Genomic DNA, 19,445 nt, shown 5'->3' with positions numbered 1-19,445 from the left:
ATGGACGTTCAGACCGACAGCAAGATCGAAACGCCGACGCTCGGCTCCGCCGACATCATGCGCATCCTCGCCGCCCTGCCGCACCGCTACCCCTTCCTCATGGTCGACAAGATCGTCGAGATCGACGGCGACAAGAGCGCCATCGGCGTGAAGAACGTCTCCGCGAACGAGCCGCATTTCCAGGGCCATTTCCCGGACAACCCGGTGATGCCCGGCGTGCTCATCCTCGAAGGCATGGCGCAGACCGCCGGCACGATCTGCCTGCTCGGCCGGCCGGACGATGGCCCGCCCTCGCTGGTCTATTTCATGACCATCGACAAGGCGAAGTTCCGCAAGCCGGTCGTGCCCGGCGATGTTCTCGAATACCACATGACGCAGATGTCGAAGCGCCGGAACATGTGGTGGTTCCGGGGCGAGGCCAAGGTCGATGGCCAGCTCGTCGCTGAGGCAGAAGTCGGGGCGATGATCGCCCGAGAGGCACAGAAGTAATGAGCGTTTCCTCCGTGAAGATCGATCCCACCTCGCGGGTCGAGGACGGTGCCGTCCTCGGCGAGGGGGTCGAGATCGGGCCCTTCTGCACCGTCGGTGCCAATGTCGTGCTCGAGGCCGGGGTGAAACTCATCTCGCATGTGGCGCTTGCTGGCCACACGACCGTCGGCGAAGGCTCAAGCGTCTATCCCTTCGCCGCGCTCGGCTTTCCGCCGCAGTCGCATCACTACAAGGGCGAGCCGACCCGTCTGCGGATCGGCCGCAACTGCGTCATCCGCGAGCATGTGACGATGAACACCGGCACGGTCGGTGGTCACATGGAAACGGTGGTCGGCGAGGGCTGCATGTTCATGGCGGCGAGCCATGTGGCGCATGACTGCATCGTCGGCGATCGGGTCATCTTCGCCAATAACGCGACGCTGGCCGGCCACTGCACGGTGGGGGACAACGTGTTCATCGGCGGCCTCTCCGCTGTCCATCAGTTCACCCGCATCGGCACGGGCGCCATGATTGGGGGTATGTGCGGCGTGCACTTCGACATCATCCCCTTCGGGCTGATGATGGAGGGGCATCCGGGCCTGCGCTCGCTCAACTACACCGGCCTCAAGCGTCGTGGCCTGACGCTGGCGCAGCGGCGCGCCTTGCAGGCGGCCTATCGTGAGCTGTTCTACAGCGCCGGCACGCTGGCCGAGCGCACGGAGCGGGTGGCGGCGCAGTTTGGCGACGAGGCGAATGTCATGCTCATCGTCGATTTCGTGCGCAGCGCCGGCAAGCGCCGCCTGACCGTTCCCGTTGATGCGGTCGATCATGTCGTCGAGCCCGAAGCCGCCTGAGCCGGCACAGGGCTCGGCCGGCCCCCTCGCCATCATCTGCGGCGGCGGCACTTTTCCGCTCGCCGTCGCGCGGGCGGCGCAGAAGGCGGGCCGTGAGGTCGTGCTGTTTCCGGTCCGCGGCTTCGCCGGGCCGGAAGTGGAGGCCTGGCCGCATGTGTGGATCCCCATCGGCCGCTTCGGGCTGCTGACGCGCGAATTGCGCCGGCGCGGCTGCCGCGACGTGGTGTTCATCGGCAATGTGCTGCGCCCCCGAATCCGCGACATACGTCTCGACTGGACGACGCTGACGCTGCTGCCGCGTGTTCTCCACATGATGCGCGGCGGCGACGATCATCTGTTGAGCAGCCTTGGCAAACTGGTCGAGGAGACCGGTTTCCGCCTGCTCGGCGCGCATGAAGTCGCGCCGGATATTCTGGTGCCGGCCGGTCAATTGGGTGCGGTCAGCGTCAGCCGCGAGGAGCTGGACGACATTAACGTCGCCCGCCATGTGCTTGATATCACAGGGCCGCTCGACATTGGGCAGGGGCTCGTTGTGATGGGGCGCCACGTCGTCGCCATGGAGGCGGCGGAGGGCACTGACCTCATGCTCGCCCGCGTCGCCGAACTTCGCGCCAATGGCCGCATCCGCCGCGCCGCGCGCTGCGGCGTGCTGGTGAAGCTGCCCAAGGTTGGGCAGGACCGGCGGCTCGACATGCCCTCGCTGGGGGAGCGCACGGTGGAAGGCGCGGCGCGCGCCGGGCTTGCGGGGATCGCGGTCGAGGCCGGCGGCGTGATCGTCGCGGATCTCGCGCGCCTCGTCGCGGCGGCCGACGCGGCTGGCCTGTTCATCTATGGCATTGCCCCGCGCGAGGGCGCGTCGTGACCGAGCCGGCGACTGGCCCGAAGCCGCTCGACGTGTTTCTCGTCGCGGGTGAGGAATCCGGCGATATCCTGGCGGCGGGGCTGATGGCTGCCTTGCGCGCGCGGGTTCCCGGCGCGCGGTTTCGCGGCGTCGGTGGCGGGCGGATGCAGGCGCTGGGGTTGTCCTCGCTGTTCCCCATGGAAGACATCACCGCCATGGGCTTCGCGCAGGTTATCGCCGGCTTGCCGCGCATTCTGCGCCGCCTGCGCGCGACAGTGGATGCCATCGTCGCCGCGCCGCCGGATGTGCTGGTGCTGGTCGATGCGCCGGACTTCACCCACCGCGTCGCCCATCGCGTGCGCCGCAAGCTGCCGCATTTGCCCATCGTGAAATATGTCGCGCCGACGGTGTGGGTCTGGCGCGAGGGGCGTGCGAAGGCGATGGCGCCGGATATCGACCGCGTTCTCGCCGTGCTGCCTTTCGAGCCGCAGGTGATGGCCGATCTTGGCGGGCCGACGACAATCTATGTCGGGCACCCGCTCATCGGCATGCTCGAGCATCTGCGGCCCAATGCCGAGGAAGCGAGGCTCCGCGCCTCGGATCGTCCGGTCATGCTGGTGCTGCCCGGCAGCCGCCGCGCGGAGCTGGCACGGCTCGGCACTGTGTTCGGCGATGTGCTTGGCCGGCTGCACCAGAAGCTGCCTCGCGTTGATTTCGTGCTGCCGACTCTGCCGAAGCGGCTGGCCGAGGTCGAGGCGATGGTCGCCGGCTGGCCGGTGAAGCCACGTATCGTCGTGGAAGAGGCTGAGAAACACGCGGCGTTCCGCGTCGCCCGCGCGGCGCTGGCAGCATCGGGCACCGTGATGCTGGAACTGGCGCTGGCGGGTATCCCGACCGTGGCGGCCTATAAGGTGCCGTGGCTGGAGGGGTACATCCTGCCCTACCTTATCAAGGTGGACACGGCCATCCTGCCGAACCTGATTCTGAAGGAGAAGGCGGTGCCGGAATATCTGCAATGGCATATCGACCCGCCGGCCATGGCCGACCAACTCGCGCGGCTGATCGAGGGCGGGCCCGAGCGGGACGCGCAGCTTGCCGCCTTCGCCCGGCTCGACGTGGTGATGGGGCTTGATGGCGCAAGCCCCGGTGAGCGCGCCGCGCAGGCTGTTCTGGACCTGCTCGCCCGCTGAGGGCCATCCCGCTCCCTGCGGCACCCTTTAAATAAGAAACCCCGCCTTCCGGTGGGAAGACAGGGCTCCTGAAACGTGTCAGCCCGGCGAGGCGCTACTCGCCGGGGGGCGCCTCACTTGCGGCGGGCGATCGGCACGTAGTCGCGCTGGGCGGCGCCGGTGTAGAGCTGGCGCGGACGGCCGATGCGCTGGCCGGGATCCTCGATCATCTCCTTCCACTGGCCGATCCAGCCCACGGTGCGGGCGAGAGCGAACAGCACGGTGAACATGGAGGTCGGGAAGCCCAGTGCGCGCAGCGTGATGCCCGAGTAGAAGTCGATGTTCGGGTAGAGCTTGCGCTCGACGAAATACTCGTCCTGCAGCGCGATGCGCTCGAGTTCCACGGCGATGTCGAGCAGCGGATCGTCCTTGATGCCGAGCTCGCCGAGCACCTCGTGGCAGGTGCGCTGCATGATCTTGGCGCGCGGATCATAGTTCTTGTAGACGCGGTGACCGAAGCCCATCAGGCGGAACGGGTCGTTCTTGTCCTTGGCGCGCTTGATGTATTCCGGGATGCGATCGACCGAGCCGATCTCGCCGAGCATCTTGAGCGCGGCCTCGTTGGCGCCGCCATGGGCCGGGCCCCAGAGGCAGGCGATGCCGGCGGCGATGCAGGCAAAGGGGTTGGCGCCGGAGGAGCCGGCGAGGCGCACGGTGGAGGTCGAGGCGTTCTGCTCGTGGTCGGCGTGCAGGATGAAGATGCGGTCGATGGCGCGCGAGAGCACCGGGTTCGCCTTGTACTCCTCGCAGGGTACCGAGAAGCACATGCGCAGGAAGTTCGAGGCGTAATCCAGCTCGTTCTTCGGGTACACGAAGGGCTGGCCGATCGAGTATTTATAGGCCATGGCGGCCAGCGTCGGCATCTTCGCGATCATGCGGATCGAGGCGATCATCCGCTGCTGCGGATCGGAGATGTCGGTGCTGTCGTGATAGAAGGCCGACATGGCGCCGACCGAGGCCACCAGCACCGCCATCGGGTGCGCGTCGCGGCGGAAGCCGTGGAAGAAGCGGCTCATCTGCTCATGCACCATGGTGTGGCGCGTGACGCGGTAGTCGAAATCCGCCTTCTGGGCGGCGGTCGGCAGCTCGCCATACAGCAGCAGGTAGCAGGTCTCGAGGAAGTCGCCGCTTTCGGCCAGCTGCTCGATCGGGTAGCCGCGATAGAGCAGAACGCCCTCGTCGCCATCGATATAGGTGATCTGGCTTTCGCAGGAGGCGGTCGAGGTGAAGCCGGGGTCGTAGGTGAACTTGCCGGTCTGGCCGTACAGCTTGCCGATGTCGATGACGTCGGGCCCGATGGTGCCGCCAAGGATGGGCAGATCCCAGCTTTCCTCGCCAATGGTGAGTTTGGCGGTTTTCGCCGAAGTGCCGTTAATGGCGTCCATGCGCGTCTCCCTGAGCATATGGAGCCGAAAGAACGGTGCACCCTTTGCCGGTGCCGCTGCGCGCTTTCGGCGTCTGGCTGGATGGCGGGGCAAGCGGGCGGGTGAGGCCATGCCGCAGCCTGTGCAGGGAGTCGTAGCGGTTTCGCCCCCTGCTCGCAAGCGCAGCGAAGGGCGTAAGACGAAGCGACGGGAATCCTTGCCGTACAGGCTTTTACGTATCTCGCAGGCGCATCAAATCCGCCCCGCGCGGTCCGGCAGGACCGTCCGGGGCAAGGCCGTTGCAAGCTTGGCGCAAGCCTCGCCGCCGCCGTCAGGCGGCAGGCGCGGCGCTCGCCTGATCGCCGATGCGCGCCAGCGTCTCGTCCTTGCCGAGAACCGCCAGCACGTCGAAAATGCCGGGCGAGGTGGTGCGGCCGGTCATCGCCGCGCGCAGCGGCTGGGCCAGCGCGCCGAGCTTCACCGCCTTCGCCTCCGCCACCTGTCGAACGGCGGCCTCGGTGGTGGCAGCGGTCCAGTCGCTGACGCCGGCCAGTGCCGCGCCGGTCGCGGCGAGCAGGTCGCGCGCCTCGGGGGTGAGCAGCGCCTGCGCCTTCTCTTCCAGCGGGAAGGGGCGGGACTTCCAGATGTAGCTGGCGCTGTCGATCAGCTCGACCAGCGTCTTGGCGCGCTCCTTCAGGCCGGGCATGGCGGCGAGAAGCTGCGCCCGGCGCTCGGGGGTGAGGGCGGCGGCGATCTCCGCGCCGTTCGGCAGATGCGGCAGCACCTCATCCAGCGCCGCCAGCAGCTCCGCATCGGGCGTCGCCCGCATATAGAGCCCATTGATGTTCTCCAGCTTGGCGAAGTCGAAGCGCGCCGCCGAGCGGCCCACGCGGTCGAGATCGAAGAGCTGGCTCATCTCGTCGGTCGAGAAAATTTCCTGGTCGCCATGGCTCCAGCCGAGCCGCACCAGATAGTTGCGCAACGCGGCCGGCAGATAGCCCATGGCGCGGTAGGCATCGACGCCGAGCGCGCCATGGCGCTTGGAGAGCTTGGCGCCATCCGGCCCGTGGATCAGCGGGATGTGCGCCATCTTGGGCACGGTCCAGCCGAGCGCGAGATAGATCTGCGTCTGCCGCGCCGCATTGGTCAGATGGTCGTCGCCGCGGATGATGTGGGTGACGTTCATGTCGTGATCGTCGACCACGACCGAGAGCATGTAGGTCGGCGTGCCGTCCGAGCGCAGCAGCACGAGGTCGTCGAGATCCTTGTTGGGGATGACGACGCGGCCCTGCACGAGATCCTCAATGACCGTCTCGCCCTCGGTCGGCGCCTTCAGGCGGTACACCGGCTTGCGGTCGGTCGGGTAATCCGAGGCCGGGCGGTCGCGCCAGCGCCCGTCATAGCGCGGCGGGCGGCCTTCCCTACGCGCGCTCTCCCGCATCTCCTCCAGCTCCTGCGCGGTCGCAAAGCACGGATAGGCGCGCCCGGCGGCGATCATCTGCTCCACCGCCTCGCGGTGCCGCTCGGCGCGGGCGAACTGGTAGATCACGTCGCCGGACCAGTCGATGCCGAGCCATTTCAGCCCGTCGATGATGGCGTCGATCGCCTCGGGGGTGGAGCGCTGCCGGTCGGTGTCCTCGATGCGCAGCAGCATCGTGCCGCCCTTCGCCCGGGCATAGAGCCAGTTGAACAGCGCGGTGCGCGCGCCGCCAATGTGCAGGAAACCGGTGGGCGAGGGGGCGAAGCGGGTAACGACGGTCTCGGACATATCTCTTCCGTCTCGCGTCGCCGGTAGCGGGCGACGGCACAGCATGGCGGATGCGGACGGTGCGTGTACCATAGCTCCCCGGCGTGGGAAATGGCGGCGCCGCATGGCTGGCGTTCGCTCCTCAACAGCGCGCCGCCGAGACTGGGGCAGGGCGTGCAGGACGCGGGCGAGCCCCGTCGGGGGCGTCACAGCGATGAAGCCGGATCAAGGGCGCGCGGGCGGGCGCGGGCCATCGCCTTCGGCGTGCCGCGCGGCGCGCGAGGCGGCCTCATTGACCTGCCGGGGATCGCCGGACGGTTTGCCGAGGCGCTGGGCGCGGCGCTCGCGCTGGAGGTGGCCGAGCGGCGCTTCTTCCTGTTCCTGCCGGTGGTGTTCGCGGCCGGCATCGCGCTTTATTTCGGGGCACCGCGCGAGCCCTGGCCCTATGCCGGGCTGATCCCCGCTGTCGGCCTCGCTGCGCTCACCCTGCTGGCGCGCGAGCGGCCACTGGCCTTCCATCTGCTGGCGCTGCTGGCGACCCTCGCCGCCGGCTTCGCTACCGCCAGCCTGCAGGTGCAGCGTATCGCCCATCCGGTTTTGCAACGCGCGGTCGACGGGGTGGAGATTGCCGGTTTCGTCGAGGCGGCGGAGCAGCGGGCGCGCGGCAGCCGCATCACCCTCGCACTCACGCGGTTCGACGGCCGGGGCGAGACCGCGCCTCGCCGCGTGCGGGTGACGCTGACGAGCCGCACGCCGCCCGAGGTCGGCGCCCATGTGGCGCTGCGGGCGAGCCTCGCTCCGCCACCCGGGCCCGCCTATCCCGGCGGTTTCGATTTCGGCCGGCTGGCCTGGCTGGAAGGGATCGGCGCCACCGGATTCGCGCTCGGCAAGGTAGCGGTTGTGCCGGCCACCGCTCCGCCTCCGGCTGGTCTTTCCGTCAGCGCCTGGCTTGCGGCCACGCGGGCGACGATTGCCGACCGCATCCGCGCGGCGCTGCTGCCGCCGGGAGCCTCGGCGCAGACGCAGGGCGATGCGGCGATCGCTGTCGCCCTGGTGACGGGGCTGCGCGACGGGGTGCCGGAGAGCATCGAGGAGAGCATGCGGGTGGCCGGCCTCTCGCATGTCCTGTCCATCTCCGGCCTGCACATGGCGCTGGTGGCGACGGGCATGTTCTTTCTGGTGCGGGCGCTGCTGGCGCTCTCGCCGGCGCTGGCGCTGCGCTACCCGATCAAGAACTGGGCGGCGGTGCCGGCCGCGCTGGCGGCGACCTTTTATCTCGTGCTGTCCGGCGGCGAGGTGGCGACGCAGCGCGCCTATCTGATGACGCTCATCGTGCTCGCCGGCGTCGCTCTCGGCCGGCCCGCGCTGACGCTCCGTACCCTGGCGGTTGCCGCCCTGCTGCTGCTGGCGCTCACACCCTGGGCGGTGCTCGATCCCGGCGCGCAGATGTCCTTTGCCGCAACGCTGGCGCTGGTCGCCGCCTATGCGCATTGGGGACGACAGGTGGCCGAACTGCCGGGCGCGCGGCTGGGCTGTCTGCATCGGCCGGCGGTCTATATCGCCGCGCTGGTGCTGACATCGCTGGCGGCGGGCCTCGCGACCGCGCCCTTCGCCGCCTATCACTTCCAGCGCCTCGCGCCGCTGAGCCTCATCGCCAATCTCGGGGCGATGCCGATTGCCTCCTTCATCATCATGCCGGCGGGGTTGGCGGGGGCGCTGCTCATTCCGTTCGGCTGGGACGCGCCGGCCTGGCATGTGATGGGCTGGGGCATCGGGCGGATGGTCGACATCTCCCGCGCCGTCGCCGCCGTGCCCGGTGCCGATCGCGGCCTGCCGGCGCTGCCGCTGGCGAGTCTCGTACTGTTCGCGCTGGCGCTCACCGCCCTCTGCCTATTGCGCAGCCGGCTGGTGCTTGTGGCGCCCGTGCTGGCGCTGGCCGGGCTTGCGCTGGCGCCGCTGCGCGAGCGGCCGGACATACTGGTCGACCGCGAGGGGCGGACGGTGGCGGTGCGCCAGAGCGACGGGCGGCTGACGCTGATGGGCGACCGTGATCGCGGCCTAGCCGGCCGCTTCGTCGTCGAGCAATGGCTCAGCGCCGAGGGTGAGCGCACGCGCCTCGCGGACCCGACCCTGACGCAGGCGGCGCGCTGCGATCCGCTGGGCTGCACGCTGCAAACGGCGGGCGGCGAGATTATCGCGCTGTCGCGCCACCGCGACTCATTGGAGGAGGACTGCCGGCGCGTGGCGCTGCTGATCACCACCGAGGCGCCGCCCAAGGATTGCGCGGCGCAGGTGCTGCGCATCGACCCACGACGGCAGACCTCGGCGCTGGCGTTGTATCGCGAGGCGGTCGGGCCGGAGCCCGCGGTGCGGGTCGGGCTCACCGGCTTTGCTGATGCCGAAGATGGTATCACTGACGATGAAGATGGGGGCGGGGGCGGCGCGGTCGGCGCTGCTGTCGAGGGCGGCGCGGAGATGACGGCGCCGGCTGCTGCGCCAAGCGCGGCGGGACGGGTGGCGCAGGCTCCTGCGCCAAGCGAGGTGGGGCGGGCTGCGCCTCCTCCCGTACAGAACGCGGCGGCGATGGGTGCAGATGCTTCTCTGGATGCGCGCGCCCAAGCGACTCTTCAGCGAGACGCCCCCATAGGCAACCTGGAGAGCGCTCGCACCGATGGCTCCAGCGCTACGTTGCCTGACGAGCGAACACCTTGGCTCACGGGTGCGCCATCGCCGACGGTGACCGAGAAGACCCCATCCGCCGGCGCGCCGCCAGACGACGCGACATACGGGGTGAAGACACCCGGCGCCGTGTCGCCGATCACAACCGGCGTGGCCGATGCCCGTGAGCCCCAGCCTTCCGAGGTGGTTCTGTCCCCCTCGTCGCGCGCGACGGCTCCTGAACTGCCCACCGCACATCCACCAGAACTGAGACCCAAGGTCGTCTGGCGGGTGGTCGACTCGCGCCCGCCGGATGGCGCCAGGCCGTGGTTGCCGGCAGCACCATCCGTCACGCCGGAAAGACGCAACGGCTCCAGTGTTGCCGATCCGCGGGCCGCGCCCGGAAGCGCGACCATCCCCGCTCAGTAGCGCCGGAACAGCGCGACGAGCCGGCCCTGAATCTGCACCCGGTCGGGTCCGAAAATGCGGGTCTCATAGGCCGGGTTGGCGGCTTCCAGCGCGATGGACGCGCCCTTGCGGCGCAGGCGCTTCAGCGTAGCGTCCTCGTCGTCGATCAGCGCCACCACGATGTCGCCGGTGCTGGCGGTATCGGATTTGCGGATCAGCGCGAGGTCGCCATCGAAGATGCCGGCCTCGATCATCGAATCACCACGCACCTCAAGGGCGAAATGCTCGCCGCCCGAAAGCATTTCCGGCGGCATGTTGATCGTGCTGTCGGGCGACTGGATGGCGGAGATGGGTGAGCCGGCGGCGATGCGGCCGACGATGGGGATCGCTACCGGGCGGCGGGAATCCTCCTCCACCGCGGCGGAGGGCAGCTTCACCCGGCCGAGGCTGCCTTCGATCACATTGGGGGCGAAGGCGCCACGCGCGGGGCGGGCCTGCGCGTCCTCCGGCAGGCGGAGCACTTCGAGCGCGCGGGCCCGGTTGGGCAGGCGGCGGATGAAGCCGCGCTCTTCCAGCGCCGTGATCAGGCGGTGAATGCCCGATTTCGACCGCAGATCGAGCGCCTCCTTCATTTCCTCGAAAGAGGGGGGCACGCCGTCCCGTTTCAGGCGTTCGTCGATGAAGAGCAGCAGCTCGTGCTGTTTGCGGGTGAGCATCGATCCCGATCCGTCTGTAGGGTGCCCGAGGGCCGTTAAGCGAAACAAATCACGAACAAACACTATCCGTTCTTTGTGTGTTCCACAACGGGGAATTCTCACCCTGCCGCAACTCTGGCGCGCGACGGGCAGGTCGGCTATCTGTATGCAATGGCCCAGATATTGCCTAATGCCTATGCATAGTCCTGCGTGCAGCACGAAAGGCGCGAGTCGTGATCGGAACCATAGCTGACATTCTCGCCGCCCACCGCGCGGGGCGGGCCCGGCCGGCGGAAACGGTGGCGCGGGCACGGGCGCTCATCGTGGCGCATGGCGATCCGGCGGTGTTCATGGCGCTGGTCGACGATGCCGGCATCGCGGCCCAGCTCGCGCGGCTCGAGGGCGCCGATCCCGCCCAGATGCCGCTCTACGGCGTGCCCTTCGCGGTGAAGGACAATATCGACGTCGCCGGCCTGCCGACCACCTGCGCCTGCCCAGACTACGCCTATCCCGCCACGCGCGACGCGGCGGCCGTGGCGCGGCTGCGCCGGGCGGGGGCGATTGTTCTCGGCAAGACGAATCTCGATCAGTTCGCCACCGGGCTCAATGGCACGCGCTCGCCCTATGGCACGCCGCGCAACGCCGTGCGCGATGATCTGGTGCCGGGGGGGTCCAGCTCTGGCTCGGCGGTTGCGGTCGCGGCGGGGCTGGTCGCCTTTGCGCTGGGGACGGACACGGCTGGTTCCGGCCGCGTGCCGGCCGGGCTGAACAATATCGTCGGCCTCAAACCCAGTCTCGGCCTTGTCTCGACACGCGGCGTCGTGCCGGCCTGCCGCTCGCTGGACTGCGTGTCGGTCTTCGCGCTCACGGTGGAAGACGCGCTGCTGGCGACCTCCGTCATGGCCGGGGCGGACGAGGATGATCCCTATTCGCGCGTCCTGCCGCTGGGAGGTCTCGCCGGCTTTCCGGCCGGCCCGACGCTCGCCGTGCCGCGCGCGCAGGATCTCGTGACCTTTGGCGACCGCGCCTCGGAGGCGGGGTTCCGGCGCGCCGCCGAGCGCATGGCGCGGCTGGGCGCGCGGCTGGTCGAGATCGACCTCACGCCGTTCTTCGAGACGGCGCGGCTGCTCTATGAGGGGCCTTGGGTGGCGGAGCGCTACGCGGCGGTCGGCGCCTTTCTCGAATCGCGGCCCGCGTCGGTGCATCCGGTGGTCGCCGGCATCATCGAGCAGGGCCGCCATTTCAGCGCCGTCGAGGCGTTTCGCGGCCAGTACCGGCTGGCGGAGCTGAAGGCGCAGGCGCGGGCGGCGCTCGCCGGCATCGACGCGCTGATGGTGCCGACCATGCCGACCGTGTTCACGGTCGCGCAGATGCTGGCCGAGCCGGTGCGCTGCAACAGCCAGCTCGGCGTCTACACGAATTTCGTCAACTTGCTCGACATGTGCGGCCTCGCCGTGCCGGCAGAGATTCGCGCCGATGGCGCCCCGGCGGGCATCACTTTGCTGGCGCCGGCGGGGCAGGACGCGCATCTGGCCGCGCTTGGTGCCGCCTTCCATCGTGATACCGGGCTGACGCTCGGCGCGACCGGGGCCGCTCATCCGCCGGCCTTGGCGGCCGTTCCGGCTCCGGCGCCGGGCTATGTGGCGGTCGCCCTGTTCGGGGCGCATTTGTCCGGCCTGCCGCTCAATGGCGAGCTGGTGGAGTCCGGCGGTTTGTTCATCCGCGAGGCGCGGACCAGCCCGGATTATCGCCTCTTCCTGCTGCCGGAGGGCCGGGTGCGCCGGCCCGGCCTGCTGCGCGGCGCCGCGGGCTCCGGGACGCGCATCGCCTGTGAGGTCTGGGCGCTGCCGGAAGCCGCTTTCGGGCGACTGGTGGCCGGCATTCCCGCGCCCCTTGGCATCGCCACGGTGACGCTCGAGGACGGCACGGCGGTCAAGGGCTTCGCCATGGAGGCGGCCGCTGCACCGGCGGCGCGTGACATCACCAGCTTCGGCGGCTGGCGCGCCTTTCTGGCGGATGAGGCGGCAAAGCGCGGGGCTCTGGCGCCGGCGGGCTAAGAGGTCGAATCAGCCGGTGCCCGTAAGTGCCTGAGATCAAACGGTCTGAGCGTATTGCTCATAGGCGTCGTGGACGATGGTGATGTGCGAGCGCATGGCGGCTGCCGCCGCTTCCCGCTCGCCCCGCAGCACGGCCGTTACCACCCGGTCATGCTCGCGATGGGACAGGGCGAGGCGGCCGAGCGCGTGGAACTGGGCGCGCCGGAAGGGCGAGAGGCGCCGCCGCGTGCCGACGGTGATTTCCACCAGATAGTCGTTATGGCTGCCGGCATAGAGCGCGGCGTGGAACTGCTCATTCGCCTCGCGATAGGCGGGGAAGTCGCCCGCGCGCATCATGTCGCCCATGCTCTGGTGAAGCTGGTCGAGCTGCCGGCGCTCCGCCGGGGTCATGGCCAGCGCCGCGAGGCCGGCGCACAGCGCCTCCAGCTCCGCCATGACGTCGAACATGTCCTGCAGCCGCTCAAGGCTGGGGCGTGCGACCACGGCGCCGCGATGCGGGCGGGCATCGACCAGGCCGGAGGCGGCGAGCTCGCGCAGCGCCTCGCGCACCGGCGTGCGGGACACGCCGAATCGGGCGGCCAGCACCGTTTCGTCCAGCGCCGTGCCGGGGGGCAGGCGGCCGCGGGTGATCTCGTCGGCAAGCTGGAGCCGCAATTCCTCGGCGCGGGTCACCCGCTTGCGGGCCTCGGAGAGGGGGCCGGCGACCGGCGGAATCACGGCGAGAGACATCGTGCTCAACAACCCGAAGGACGAACGCGCCACGCACGAGTAGCGAGGCGAGGCGGCGAGGCTAGCATGATGCGCCCGGTCCGTCGCGCGGCGCGCGGCATCATCCTTCGTCGGGATCGGCGATGACGCTCACATGCGCCGCCACGACCTTCCAGCCCTCGGGCGTGCGCATCCAGGTCTGCATCTGCCGGCCGACACGGCCGGGCATGGTCTCGCGTCGGAACAGAGTGGACGCCACCGCCATGTCGCGGCCATAGGTGGTGATGACGGTCTTATCCAGCGTCCGCTCCAGCCCATGCGGCGAGCGGGCCTTGCGGAAGGCGCGGATCGCCTCGATGCCGTAGAGATTCTCGCCATTGCCATAGCGAATGGTGGTCGGATCGGCCCAGAACAGCGCGTCGAGCCCGGCGACATCGTTGCTCACCAGCGCCTGCTCATAGCGGTCGAAGGCGGCTTCCACCTCCACCTTCACGTCGGGAAGATTGATGTCCATCGCCAGCCCCCAGCTTGATGTCCAGAACACAGGCTGCGGCTCGCGGGGTCAATCCTCGAGCGGCAGAATCTCGCAGGGCTCGCCCGCCTTCGCCGCCGGCGCGTGCGGCTGGCGCACCAGCAGCACGTCGGCGCGGGCGAGCACGGAGAGCATGGAGCTGTCCTGCACCGGCAGCGGGCGCACCAGCGGCAGGCCGTCCTGATCCCCGACGATCTGCGCCCGCTGGAAATCCATGCGCATCTCGTTGGCCCTGATGTCGGTGGCGAGGCGGGCGGGCTTGAGCGGCACGCAGGGTGGCACTTCAATTCCCTGTAGCGCCTTCAGAAGCGGCACGAGATAGAGCAGGGCGCAGACATGGGCGGAGACCGGGTTGCCGGGCAGGCCAAGCACATGGCTGACGGATGCCGCATGGGCGTAGGTGCCGAACATCAGCGGCTTGCCCGGGCGCAGCGCGACCTTGTGGACATCGAGCGCCACGCCCTGCGCGGTCAGCGCTGGGGCGACGAGGTCGTGGTCGCCCACCGAGGCGCCGCCCGTCGTCACCAGCACATCGAAGCCGGCGGCGAGCGCCGAACTCACGCCCGCCTGTGTCGCCGCCATGTCATCCGGCAGGATGCCGAAATCCGTCACCTCGGCCCCCGCCGCGCGGGCGAGCGCGCCGACCGAATAGATGTTGGAGAGGATCACCTGATGCGCGCCCGCGCCCGCACCGGGGCGCACCAGTTCGTCGCCGGTGGAAAGAAGGCCCACGCGCGGGCGTCGGTACACGCTGAGCTCGGCTATATCCGCCGAGGCGGCGAGCGCGAGGTCGCGGGCCCGCAGCCGGTGGCCGGGGGCGAGCAACGCCTCGCCGCTGGCGAAATCGCCACCGGCGCGGCGTATATGGCGTCCGGGCGTCGCCGCCTCGCGAATGGCGACCCGATTACCCTCGCGCAGCGTGTCCTCCTGGATCACCACGGCGTCGGCCCCGATGGGCATCACCGCGCCGGTGAAGATGCGCACCGTTGTGCCGGGCAACACCTCGTCCGGGAAGGGCCGTCCGGCCGCCGATTCGCCGATCAAGGTGAGGGTAGCCGGCAGTTCGGCCGCGTCCTGCGCCCGCACGGCATAGCCGTCCATGGCCGAGACATCGGCGCCGGGCGTGGTGCGATGGGCGATGAGCGGTTCGGCCAGCACCCGGCCGGCGGCGTCCATGAGCGGCACGCGCTCGGTCGGCAGGGGAGCGGCGGAAGCGAGCAGGCGCGCCAGCGCCTCTTCAACCGGCATCAGCGCCATGGCGTGTTCCCCTTGTTCAGTCGGCCTGCCAATGCCCGGAGCGGCCGCCGGATTTCTCCAGCAGCCGGATCGCCTCGATCCGCATGCCCCGGTCCACCGCCTTGGCCATGTCGTAGACGGTGAGGCAGGCGACGGAGACAGCGGTGAGTGCTTCCATTTCCACGCCGGTCTGGCCGCTGGTGCGCACCGTGGCCCGCACCCGCAAACCCGGAAGCGCCGCATCCGGTTCGATCTCCACCGCGACCTTCGACAGCAGCAGCGCGTGGCAGAGCGGAATCAGCTCATGGGTGCGCTTGGCCGCCATAATGCCGGCAAGGCGTGCCGTGCCGATGACATCGCCCTTCTTGGCGTTGCCGGAGACGATGAGCTCCAGCGTCGCCGCCTCCATCCGCACCTCGCCTTCCGCCACCGCCACCCGGTCGGTGATCGCCTTGTCGGCGACATCGACCATGTTGGCAGCGCCCGAGGCATCGAGATGGGTGAGAGTGGGGCGTTCGCTCATCAGCCCGCCGCCTGCATGGCGGGAGCGAGTAGGGCGCGCGTGGCCGCCGCAACGTCCGTCTGCCGCATCAGGCTTTCGCCGACGAGGATGGTGCCGATGCGCACCTTGGCGAGGCGGGCCACATCCTCGGGGGTGAAGATGCCGCTCTCGCCGACGATCACCCGGTCGGCCGGGATGCGCGGGGCGAGCCGCTCGGAGGTGGCGAGCGTCACCTCGAAATTGCGCAGATTGCGGTTGTTGATGCCGACAAGGCGCGCCGGCAGGGTCAGCGCCCGGTCGAGCTCGGCATCGTCATGCACCTCCACCAGCGCGTCCATGCCGAGCCCGTGCGCGGTGTCGATCAGGTCGCGGGCGAGCGCATCGTCGACCGAGGCCATGATGACGAGGATGCAGTCCGCGCCCCAAGCCCGCGCCTCGAACACCTGATAGGTGTCGTAGAGGAAATCCTTGCGCAGCGCCGGCAGCGAACAGGCGGCGCGGGCGGCGGTGAGAAATTCCGGCGCGCCCTGAAAGGAGGGGGTGTCGGTGAGCACCGAGAGACACGCCGCGCCGCCCGCCTCATAGGCGCTGGCGAGAGCCGGCGGGTCGAAATCCGGCCGGATGAGCCCCTTGGAGGGGCTGGCCTTCTTGATCTCGGCGATCAGCGCGGTCTGGCCCGCGGCGATCTTCGCCTCGATGGCGCGCAGAAACCCGCGCGTCGGAGCCTGCGCTTCGGCTGCCTCGCGCACGCCGGCCAGCGGGCGGGCCAGTTTGGCGGCGGCGATTTCCTCGCGCTTATAGGCGCCGATCTTCTCGAGAATATCCGCCATCGCGCCTACTCCGCCGCCAGAGCGGAGACCGCGACCAGCCGGTCGAGCGCGGCTTCCGCATGACCGCCGCTGAGCGAGGCGCGGGCGATCTCCAGCGCGGGGCCGATAGCGTCCGCCTTACCAGCGACGATGAGCGCCGCCGCCGCGTTGAGCAGCGACACGTCGGCATAGGCGCTCTTCTCGCCCGCCAGCACGGCGCGCAACGCCAGCGCATTGGCCGCGCCATCGCCGCCCTTCAGCGACTCAGGGGTCGCGCGGGCGATGCCGAATTCCTCCGGGGCGATCTCGAAGGCGCGGATCGTGCCATCCTTCAGCTCGGCGACCGTGGTCGGCCCGGTCGTGGTGATCTCGTCGAGCCCGTCCGAGCCATGCACCACCCAGGCGCGGCTGGAGCCCAGCGTGCGCAGCACCTCGGCGATCGGCTCCACCCAGCCGCGCGCGAACACGCCGACCATCTGGCGGGTGACGCCGGCCGGGTTCGACAGCGGGCCGAGCAGGTTGAAGATGGTACGCGTGCCCATCTCCACCCGCGTCGGGCCGACATGCTTCATCGCCGGGTGATGCGCCGGGGCGAACATGAAGCCGATGCCGGCTTGCGTGATGCAGCGCGAGATCTGCGCCGGGGTGAGGTCGATCTTGACGCCCAGCGCGGTCAGCACATCCGCCGCGCCGGACTTGGAGGAGAGCGCGCGGTTGCCGTGCTTGGCGACCGGTACGCCGGCGCCGGCGACGATGAAGGAGGCGCAGGTCGAGATGTTGTAGGAGCCGGAGGCGTCGCCCCCGGTGCCGACCACGTCCACCGCGCCGGCGGGCGCCTCGACGCGCAGCATCTTGGCGCGCATGGTCGAGACCGCGCCGGCGATCTCTTCCACATCCTCGCCGCGCACGCGCAGGCCCATGAGCACCGCGCCGATCTGCGAGGGCGTCGCCTCGCCCGACATCATGATGTCGAAGGCGAAGGCCGATTCCGCCCGCGTCAGCGTCGCGCCGGTGGCGATCTTGCCGATGATGGCCTTGAGATTTTCCATCGTTCCCCCGGATCGCGCGTCAGGCTGCCCGCGACCGGCCGGCGTTCCACGCCCGCGCCATGTCGAGGAAGTTCTTGAGAATGGTCTTGCCGTGCTCGGAGGCGATGCTCTCGGGGTGGAACTGCACGCCATGCACGGGCAGCTCCTTATGCGAGAGGCCCATGATGAGGCCGTCCTCGGTCTCGGCGGTGATGCCGAGCGCCGGGGGCAGGGTGTCGCGATTCACCACCAGCGAGTGGTAGCGCGTCGCCTTGAACGGGCCGTTGATGCCGCGGAACACCGCCTCGCCCTTGTGCTGGACGTCGGCGAGCTTGCCATGGATCGGCAGCGGCGCGCGGATCACCTCGCCGCCGAACACCTGGCCGATCGCCTGGTGGCCGAGGCAGACGCCGAACACCGGCACGCCCTCCTTCGCCGCCCGCTCGATCAGCGCGCAGCAGATGCCCGCCTCGTTCGGCGTGGCCGGGCCGGGTGAGATGACGATGGCCTCGGGCTTCATCGCCAACGCTTCGTCGACGGTGAGGGTGTCGTTGCGGCGCACCTCCACCTCGGCGCCAAGGCCGCCGAGATAGTGGACGAGGTTCCAGGTGAAGCTGTCGTAATTATCGACGAGAAGGATCATCGCGGGTCCATCCGCCGGCCCGTGCCGGCTGCAAAAGGTCTAGGGTGTGATCCGGCGCGGGGTCAAGCCGCGCCGGCCGGCGATTGCTCTATCGCCAGCCCCGCCATCGCTGTTGCCGCGTGCGCTCCATCCCCGCCGTCCTCACTGGCCGCGCCCGGAACGGGTGGCGAAACGCACCGCTTCCTCGCCGGCGCGGAACAGCGCCTTGGCCTTGTTCACGCATTCCTGCAGCTCGCTCTCCGGCACCGAGTCGTAGACGATGCCGGCGCCGGCCTGCACATGCATCCGCCCGTCCTTCACCACGGCGGTGCGCAGGACGATGCAGGTGTCCATCTCGCCATCGGCGCCGAAATAGCCGATGGCGCCGGCATAGATGCCGCGCTTGTCGCGCTCCAGCTCGTCGATGATCTCCATCGCCCGCACTTTCGGCGCGCCCGAGACCGTGCCCGCCGGAAAGCCGGCGGCCAGCGCGTCGAGCGCGTCGCGGCGCGGGTCGAGCTCACCTTCGACATTGGAGACGATGTGCATGACCTGGCTGTAGCGCTCGATGAAGAAGCTGTCGGTCACTTCCACCGAGCCGATGGTCGCCACGCGGCCGACATCGTTGCGGCCAAGGTCGAGCAGCATCAGGTGCTCGGCGCGCTCCTTCGGGTCGGCCAGGAGCTCGTCCTCCAGCGCCTTGTCCTCATGCGGGGTGGCGCCGCGCCGGCGCGTGCCGGCGATGGGGCGGATGGTGACGGTGTTAGCGCGCAGCCGAACCAGGATTTCCGGGCTGGAGCACACCAGCGAGAAGCCACCGAAGTTGAAATAGACCAGGAACGGCGCCGGATTGACCCGGCGCAGCGCGCGGTAGAGCGAGAAGGGCGGCAGGGCGAAGGGCGCCTCGAAGCGCTGCGAAAGCACGACCTGAAAGATATCGCCGGCGCGGATGTACTCCTTCGCCCGCTCCACCATCGCCCGATAGGCTTCCGGCGTGGTGTTGGACACCGGCTCCACCGCCTGATGGAAGGCATCCTCGGGCGGCAGGTTTGGCAGCGCGCTGTCGAGCGCGGCGACGATCCGGTCCAGCCGCTCGCTGGCCTGCTCATAGGCGGCACGGGCGCTGACATCGGCGGCGGGGCGCACGGGTGTCACCACGGTGATCTCGTCGCGCACCGCGTCGAACACCACCATGACGGTCGGACGGATGAAGATCGCGTCCGGCACGCCGAGCAGGTCCGCCTTCGGCGCCGGCAGGCGCTCCATCTGGCGCACCATGTCGTAGCCGAGATAGCCGAACACGCCGGCCGCCATGGGCGGGGCGCCCTCGGGCAGGTGAATGCGCGATTCCGCGACCAGCTTGCGCAGCGAGACCAGCGGCTTGTCCGGGCAGGGCTCGAAGCTCTCCGGCGCGGTGGCGGCCTGCCGGTTGATCTCGGCCGCATCCCCCCGGCAGCGCCAGATCACGTCCGGCTCGATGCCGATCATCGAGTAGCGCCCGCGCGTGGCGCCGCCCTCGACCGATTCGAGCAGGAAGCTGTTGGCCCGCTCGCCGGCGATCTTGAGGAAGGCCGAGACGGGCGTTTCGAGATCGGCGATCAGCGTGGTGGTGACCACTTGCGTCTCGCCGCGCTCATAGGTGGCGGTGAAGGCCGCGACATCCGGTGTGATGCTCATGATCGGGCTC

Annotated in this window: 17 protein-coding genes; 6 read left to right on the top strand and 11 right to left on the bottom strand. The window is 69.7% G+C overall.

Features of this window, described 5'->3' with window-relative positions:
• The 4 genes from fabZ to lpxB are packed head-to-tail and all read left to right on the top strand — an operon-like array spanning position 1 to position 3,353.
• Positions 1-489: a 3-hydroxyacyl-ACP dehydratase FabZ gene (gene fabZ / locus AncyloWKF20_RS06305; RefSeq protein ID WP_279317038.1), complete on the top strand. Its 489-nt coding sequence runs from the start codon at positions 1-3 to the stop codon at positions 487-489.
• Positions 489-1,322 carry an acyl-ACP--UDP-N-acetylglucosamine O-acyltransferase gene (gene lpxA, locus AncyloWKF20_RS06300; RefSeq protein ID WP_279317037.1) on the top strand — a complete coding sequence of 278 codons (834 nt, stop codon included), beginning with the start codon at positions 489-491 and terminating at the stop codon, positions 1,320-1,322. Before fabZ ends, lpxA begins: the two co-directional genes overlap by 1 nt.
• The gene (gene lpxI, locus AncyloWKF20_RS06295) at positions 1,297-2,184 is read left to right on the top strand and encodes a UDP-2,3-diacylglucosamine diphosphatase LpxI (protein WP_279317036.1); all 888 of its coding nucleotides are present in this window, start codon (positions 1,297-1,299) and stop codon (positions 2,182-2,184) included. The genes lpxA and lpxI overlap by 26 nt, the downstream gene beginning before the upstream one ends.
• Positions 2,181-3,353, top strand: coding sequence for a lipid-A-disaccharide synthase (lpxB, locus tag AncyloWKF20_RS06290; RefSeq protein ID WP_279317035.1), 1,173 nt, complete (start codon positions 2,181-2,183; stop codon positions 3,351-3,353). Before lpxI ends, lpxB begins: the two co-directional genes overlap by 4 nt.
• Positions 3,354-3,466: 113 nt before the next feature.
• Here lpxB and gltA read toward each other — a convergent pair whose 3' ends face one another.
• Complete coding sequence (gene gltA, locus AncyloWKF20_RS06285; protein ID WP_267582270.1) at positions 3,467-4,777, bottom strand: citrate synthase; 1,311 nt, start codon at positions 4,775-4,777, stop codon at positions 3,467-3,469.
• Between the two features lie 310 nt (positions 4,778-5,087).
• Positions 5,088-6,524: a glutamate--tRNA ligase gene (gene gltX, locus AncyloWKF20_RS06280; RefSeq protein WP_279317033.1), complete on the bottom strand. Its 1,437-nt coding sequence runs from the start codon at positions 6,522-6,524 to the stop codon at positions 5,088-5,090.
• A 63-nt stretch (positions 6,525-6,587) separates the two neighbouring features.
• On the opposite strand from gltX, the gene AncyloWKF20_RS06275 reads away from it, so the two are divergent.
• A complete protein-coding gene (locus AncyloWKF20_RS06275) occupies positions 6,588-9,590 on the top strand; it encodes a ComEC/Rec2 family competence protein (protein WP_279317032.1) in 3,003 nt (1,000 codons plus the stop codon).
• Here the strand turns inward: AncyloWKF20_RS06275 and lexA are convergent.
• A complete protein-coding gene (gene lexA, locus AncyloWKF20_RS06270; protein WP_279317031.1) occupies positions 9,584-10,285 on the bottom strand; it encodes a transcriptional repressor LexA in 702 nt (233 codons plus the stop codon). The two genes, AncyloWKF20_RS06275 and lexA, sit on opposite strands and share 7 nt — an antisense overlap.
• A gap of 212 nt (positions 10,286-10,497) precedes the next feature.
• Between lexA and atzF the strand changes: the two genes are divergently transcribed.
• Entirely contained in the window at positions 10,498-12,321 is a 1,824-nt protein-coding gene (gene atzF, locus AncyloWKF20_RS06265; RefSeq protein ID WP_279317030.1) for an allophanate hydrolase, read from the top strand.
• A gap of 36 nt (positions 12,322-12,357) precedes the next feature.
• Here atzF and AncyloWKF20_RS06260 read toward each other — a convergent pair whose 3' ends face one another.
• The 8 genes from AncyloWKF20_RS06260 to trpE all read right to left on the bottom strand — a co-directional run bounded on the left by AncyloWKF20_RS06260 (position 12,358) and on the right by trpE (position 19,435).
• Positions 12,358-13,050: a GntR family transcriptional regulator gene (locus tag AncyloWKF20_RS06260; RefSeq protein ID WP_279317029.1), complete on the bottom strand. Its 693-nt coding sequence runs from the start codon at positions 13,048-13,050 to the stop codon at positions 12,358-12,360.
• Between the two features lie 100 nt (positions 13,051-13,150).
• Positions 13,151-13,543, bottom strand: a complete 393-nt coding sequence (gene hpxZ / locus AncyloWKF20_RS06255) for an oxalurate catabolism protein HpxZ (protein ID WP_279317028.1) — start codon at positions 13,541-13,543, stop codon at positions 13,151-13,153.
• Positions 13,544-13,591: 48 nt separating this feature from the next.
• Positions 13,592-14,818, bottom strand: a complete 1,227-nt coding sequence (gene glp / locus AncyloWKF20_RS06250; protein WP_279317027.1) for a gephyrin-like molybdotransferase Glp — start codon at positions 14,816-14,818, stop codon at positions 13,592-13,594.
• Positions 14,819-14,834: 16 nt separating this feature from the next.
• Positions 14,835-15,320 carry a cyclic pyranopterin monophosphate synthase MoaC gene (gene moaC / locus AncyloWKF20_RS06245; RefSeq protein WP_279317026.1) on the bottom strand — a complete coding sequence of 162 codons (486 nt, stop codon included), beginning with the start codon at positions 15,318-15,320 and terminating at the stop codon, positions 14,835-14,837.
• Complete coding sequence (gene trpC, locus AncyloWKF20_RS06240; protein ID WP_279317025.1) at positions 15,320-16,129, bottom strand: indole-3-glycerol phosphate synthase TrpC; 810 nt, start codon at positions 16,127-16,129, stop codon at positions 15,320-15,322. Before trpC ends, moaC begins: the two co-directional genes overlap by 1 nt.
• 5 nt (positions 16,130-16,134) lie before the next feature.
• A complete protein-coding gene (gene trpD, locus AncyloWKF20_RS06235) occupies positions 16,135-17,157 on the bottom strand; it encodes an anthranilate phosphoribosyltransferase (protein ID WP_279317024.1) in 1,023 nt (340 codons plus the stop codon).
• Positions 17,158-17,176: 19 nt separating this feature from the next.
• A complete protein-coding gene (locus tag AncyloWKF20_RS06230; RefSeq protein WP_279317023.1) occupies positions 17,177-17,779 on the bottom strand; it encodes an aminodeoxychorismate/anthranilate synthase component II in 603 nt (200 codons plus the stop codon).
• Between the two features lie 141 nt (positions 17,780-17,920).
• Positions 17,921-19,435 (bottom strand): anthranilate synthase component I, encoded by a 1,515-nt coding sequence (gene trpE, locus AncyloWKF20_RS06225; RefSeq protein WP_279317022.1) that lies wholly within the window; start codon positions 19,433-19,435, stop codon positions 17,921-17,923.
• Positions 19,436-19,445: the final 10 nt, after the last annotated feature.

Origin of the sequence: Ancylobacter sp. WKF20 (genome assembly GCF_029760895.1) — a bacterium.
GTDB lineage: Bacteria > Pseudomonadota > Alphaproteobacteria > Rhizobiales > Xanthobacteraceae > Ancylobacter.
This window is presented reverse-complemented; position numbering and strand designations above follow the sequence as displayed.

What these genes read in the sequence shown, in the direction of transcription:
- lexA (WP_279317031.1), bottom strand. Translation starts at nt 10,285, where the DNA reads ATGCTCACCCGCAAACAGCACGAGCTGCTGCTCTTCATCGACGAACGC.
- trpD (WP_279317024.1), bottom strand. Translation starts at nt 17,157, where the DNA reads ATGGAAAATCTCAAGGCCATCATCGGCAAGATCGCCACCGGCGCGACG.
- moaC (WP_279317026.1), bottom strand. Translation starts at nt 15,320, where the DNA reads ATGAGCGAACGCCCCACTCTCACCCATCTCGATGCCTCGGGCGCTGCC.
- gltX (WP_279317033.1), bottom strand. Translation starts at nt 6,524, where the DNA reads ATGTCCGAGACCGTCGTTACCCGCTTCGCCCCCTCGCCCACCGGTTTC.
- lpxA (WP_279317037.1), top strand. Translation starts at nt 489, where the DNA reads ATGAGCGTTTCCTCCGTGAAGATCGATCCCACCTCGCGGGTCGAGGAC.
- trpE (WP_279317022.1), bottom strand. Translation starts at nt 19,435, where the DNA reads ATGAGCATCACACCGGATGTCGCGGCCTTCACCGCCACCTATGAGCGC.
- AncyloWKF20_RS06230 (WP_279317023.1), bottom strand. Translation starts at nt 17,779, where the DNA reads ATGATCCTTCTCGTCGATAATTACGACAGCTTCACCTGGAACCTCGTC.
- lpxI (WP_279317036.1), top strand. Translation starts at nt 1,297, where the DNA reads ATGTCGTCGAGCCCGAAGCCGCCTGAGCCGGCACAGGGCTCGGCCGGC.
- gltA (WP_267582270.1), bottom strand. Translation starts at nt 4,777, where the DNA reads ATGGACGCCATTAACGGCACTTCGGCGAAAACCGCCAAACTCACCATT.
- trpC (WP_279317025.1), bottom strand. Translation starts at nt 16,129, where the DNA reads ATGGCGGATATTCTCGAGAAGATCGGCGCCTATAAGCGCGAGGAAATC.
- fabZ (WP_279317038.1), top strand. Translation starts at nt 1, where the DNA reads ATGGACGTTCAGACCGACAGCAAGATCGAAACGCCGACGCTCGGCTCC.
- hpxZ (WP_279317028.1), bottom strand. Translation starts at nt 13,543, where the DNA reads ATGGACATCAATCTTCCCGACGTGAAGGTGGAGGTGGAAGCCGCCTTC.
- AncyloWKF20_RS06260 (WP_279317029.1), bottom strand. Translation starts at nt 13,050, where the DNA reads ATGTCTCTCGCCGTGATTCCGCCGGTCGCCGGCCCCCTCTCCGAGGCC.
- glp (WP_279317027.1), bottom strand. Translation starts at nt 14,818, where the DNA reads ATGGCGCTGATGCCGGTTGAAGAGGCGCTGGCGCGCCTGCTCGCTTCC.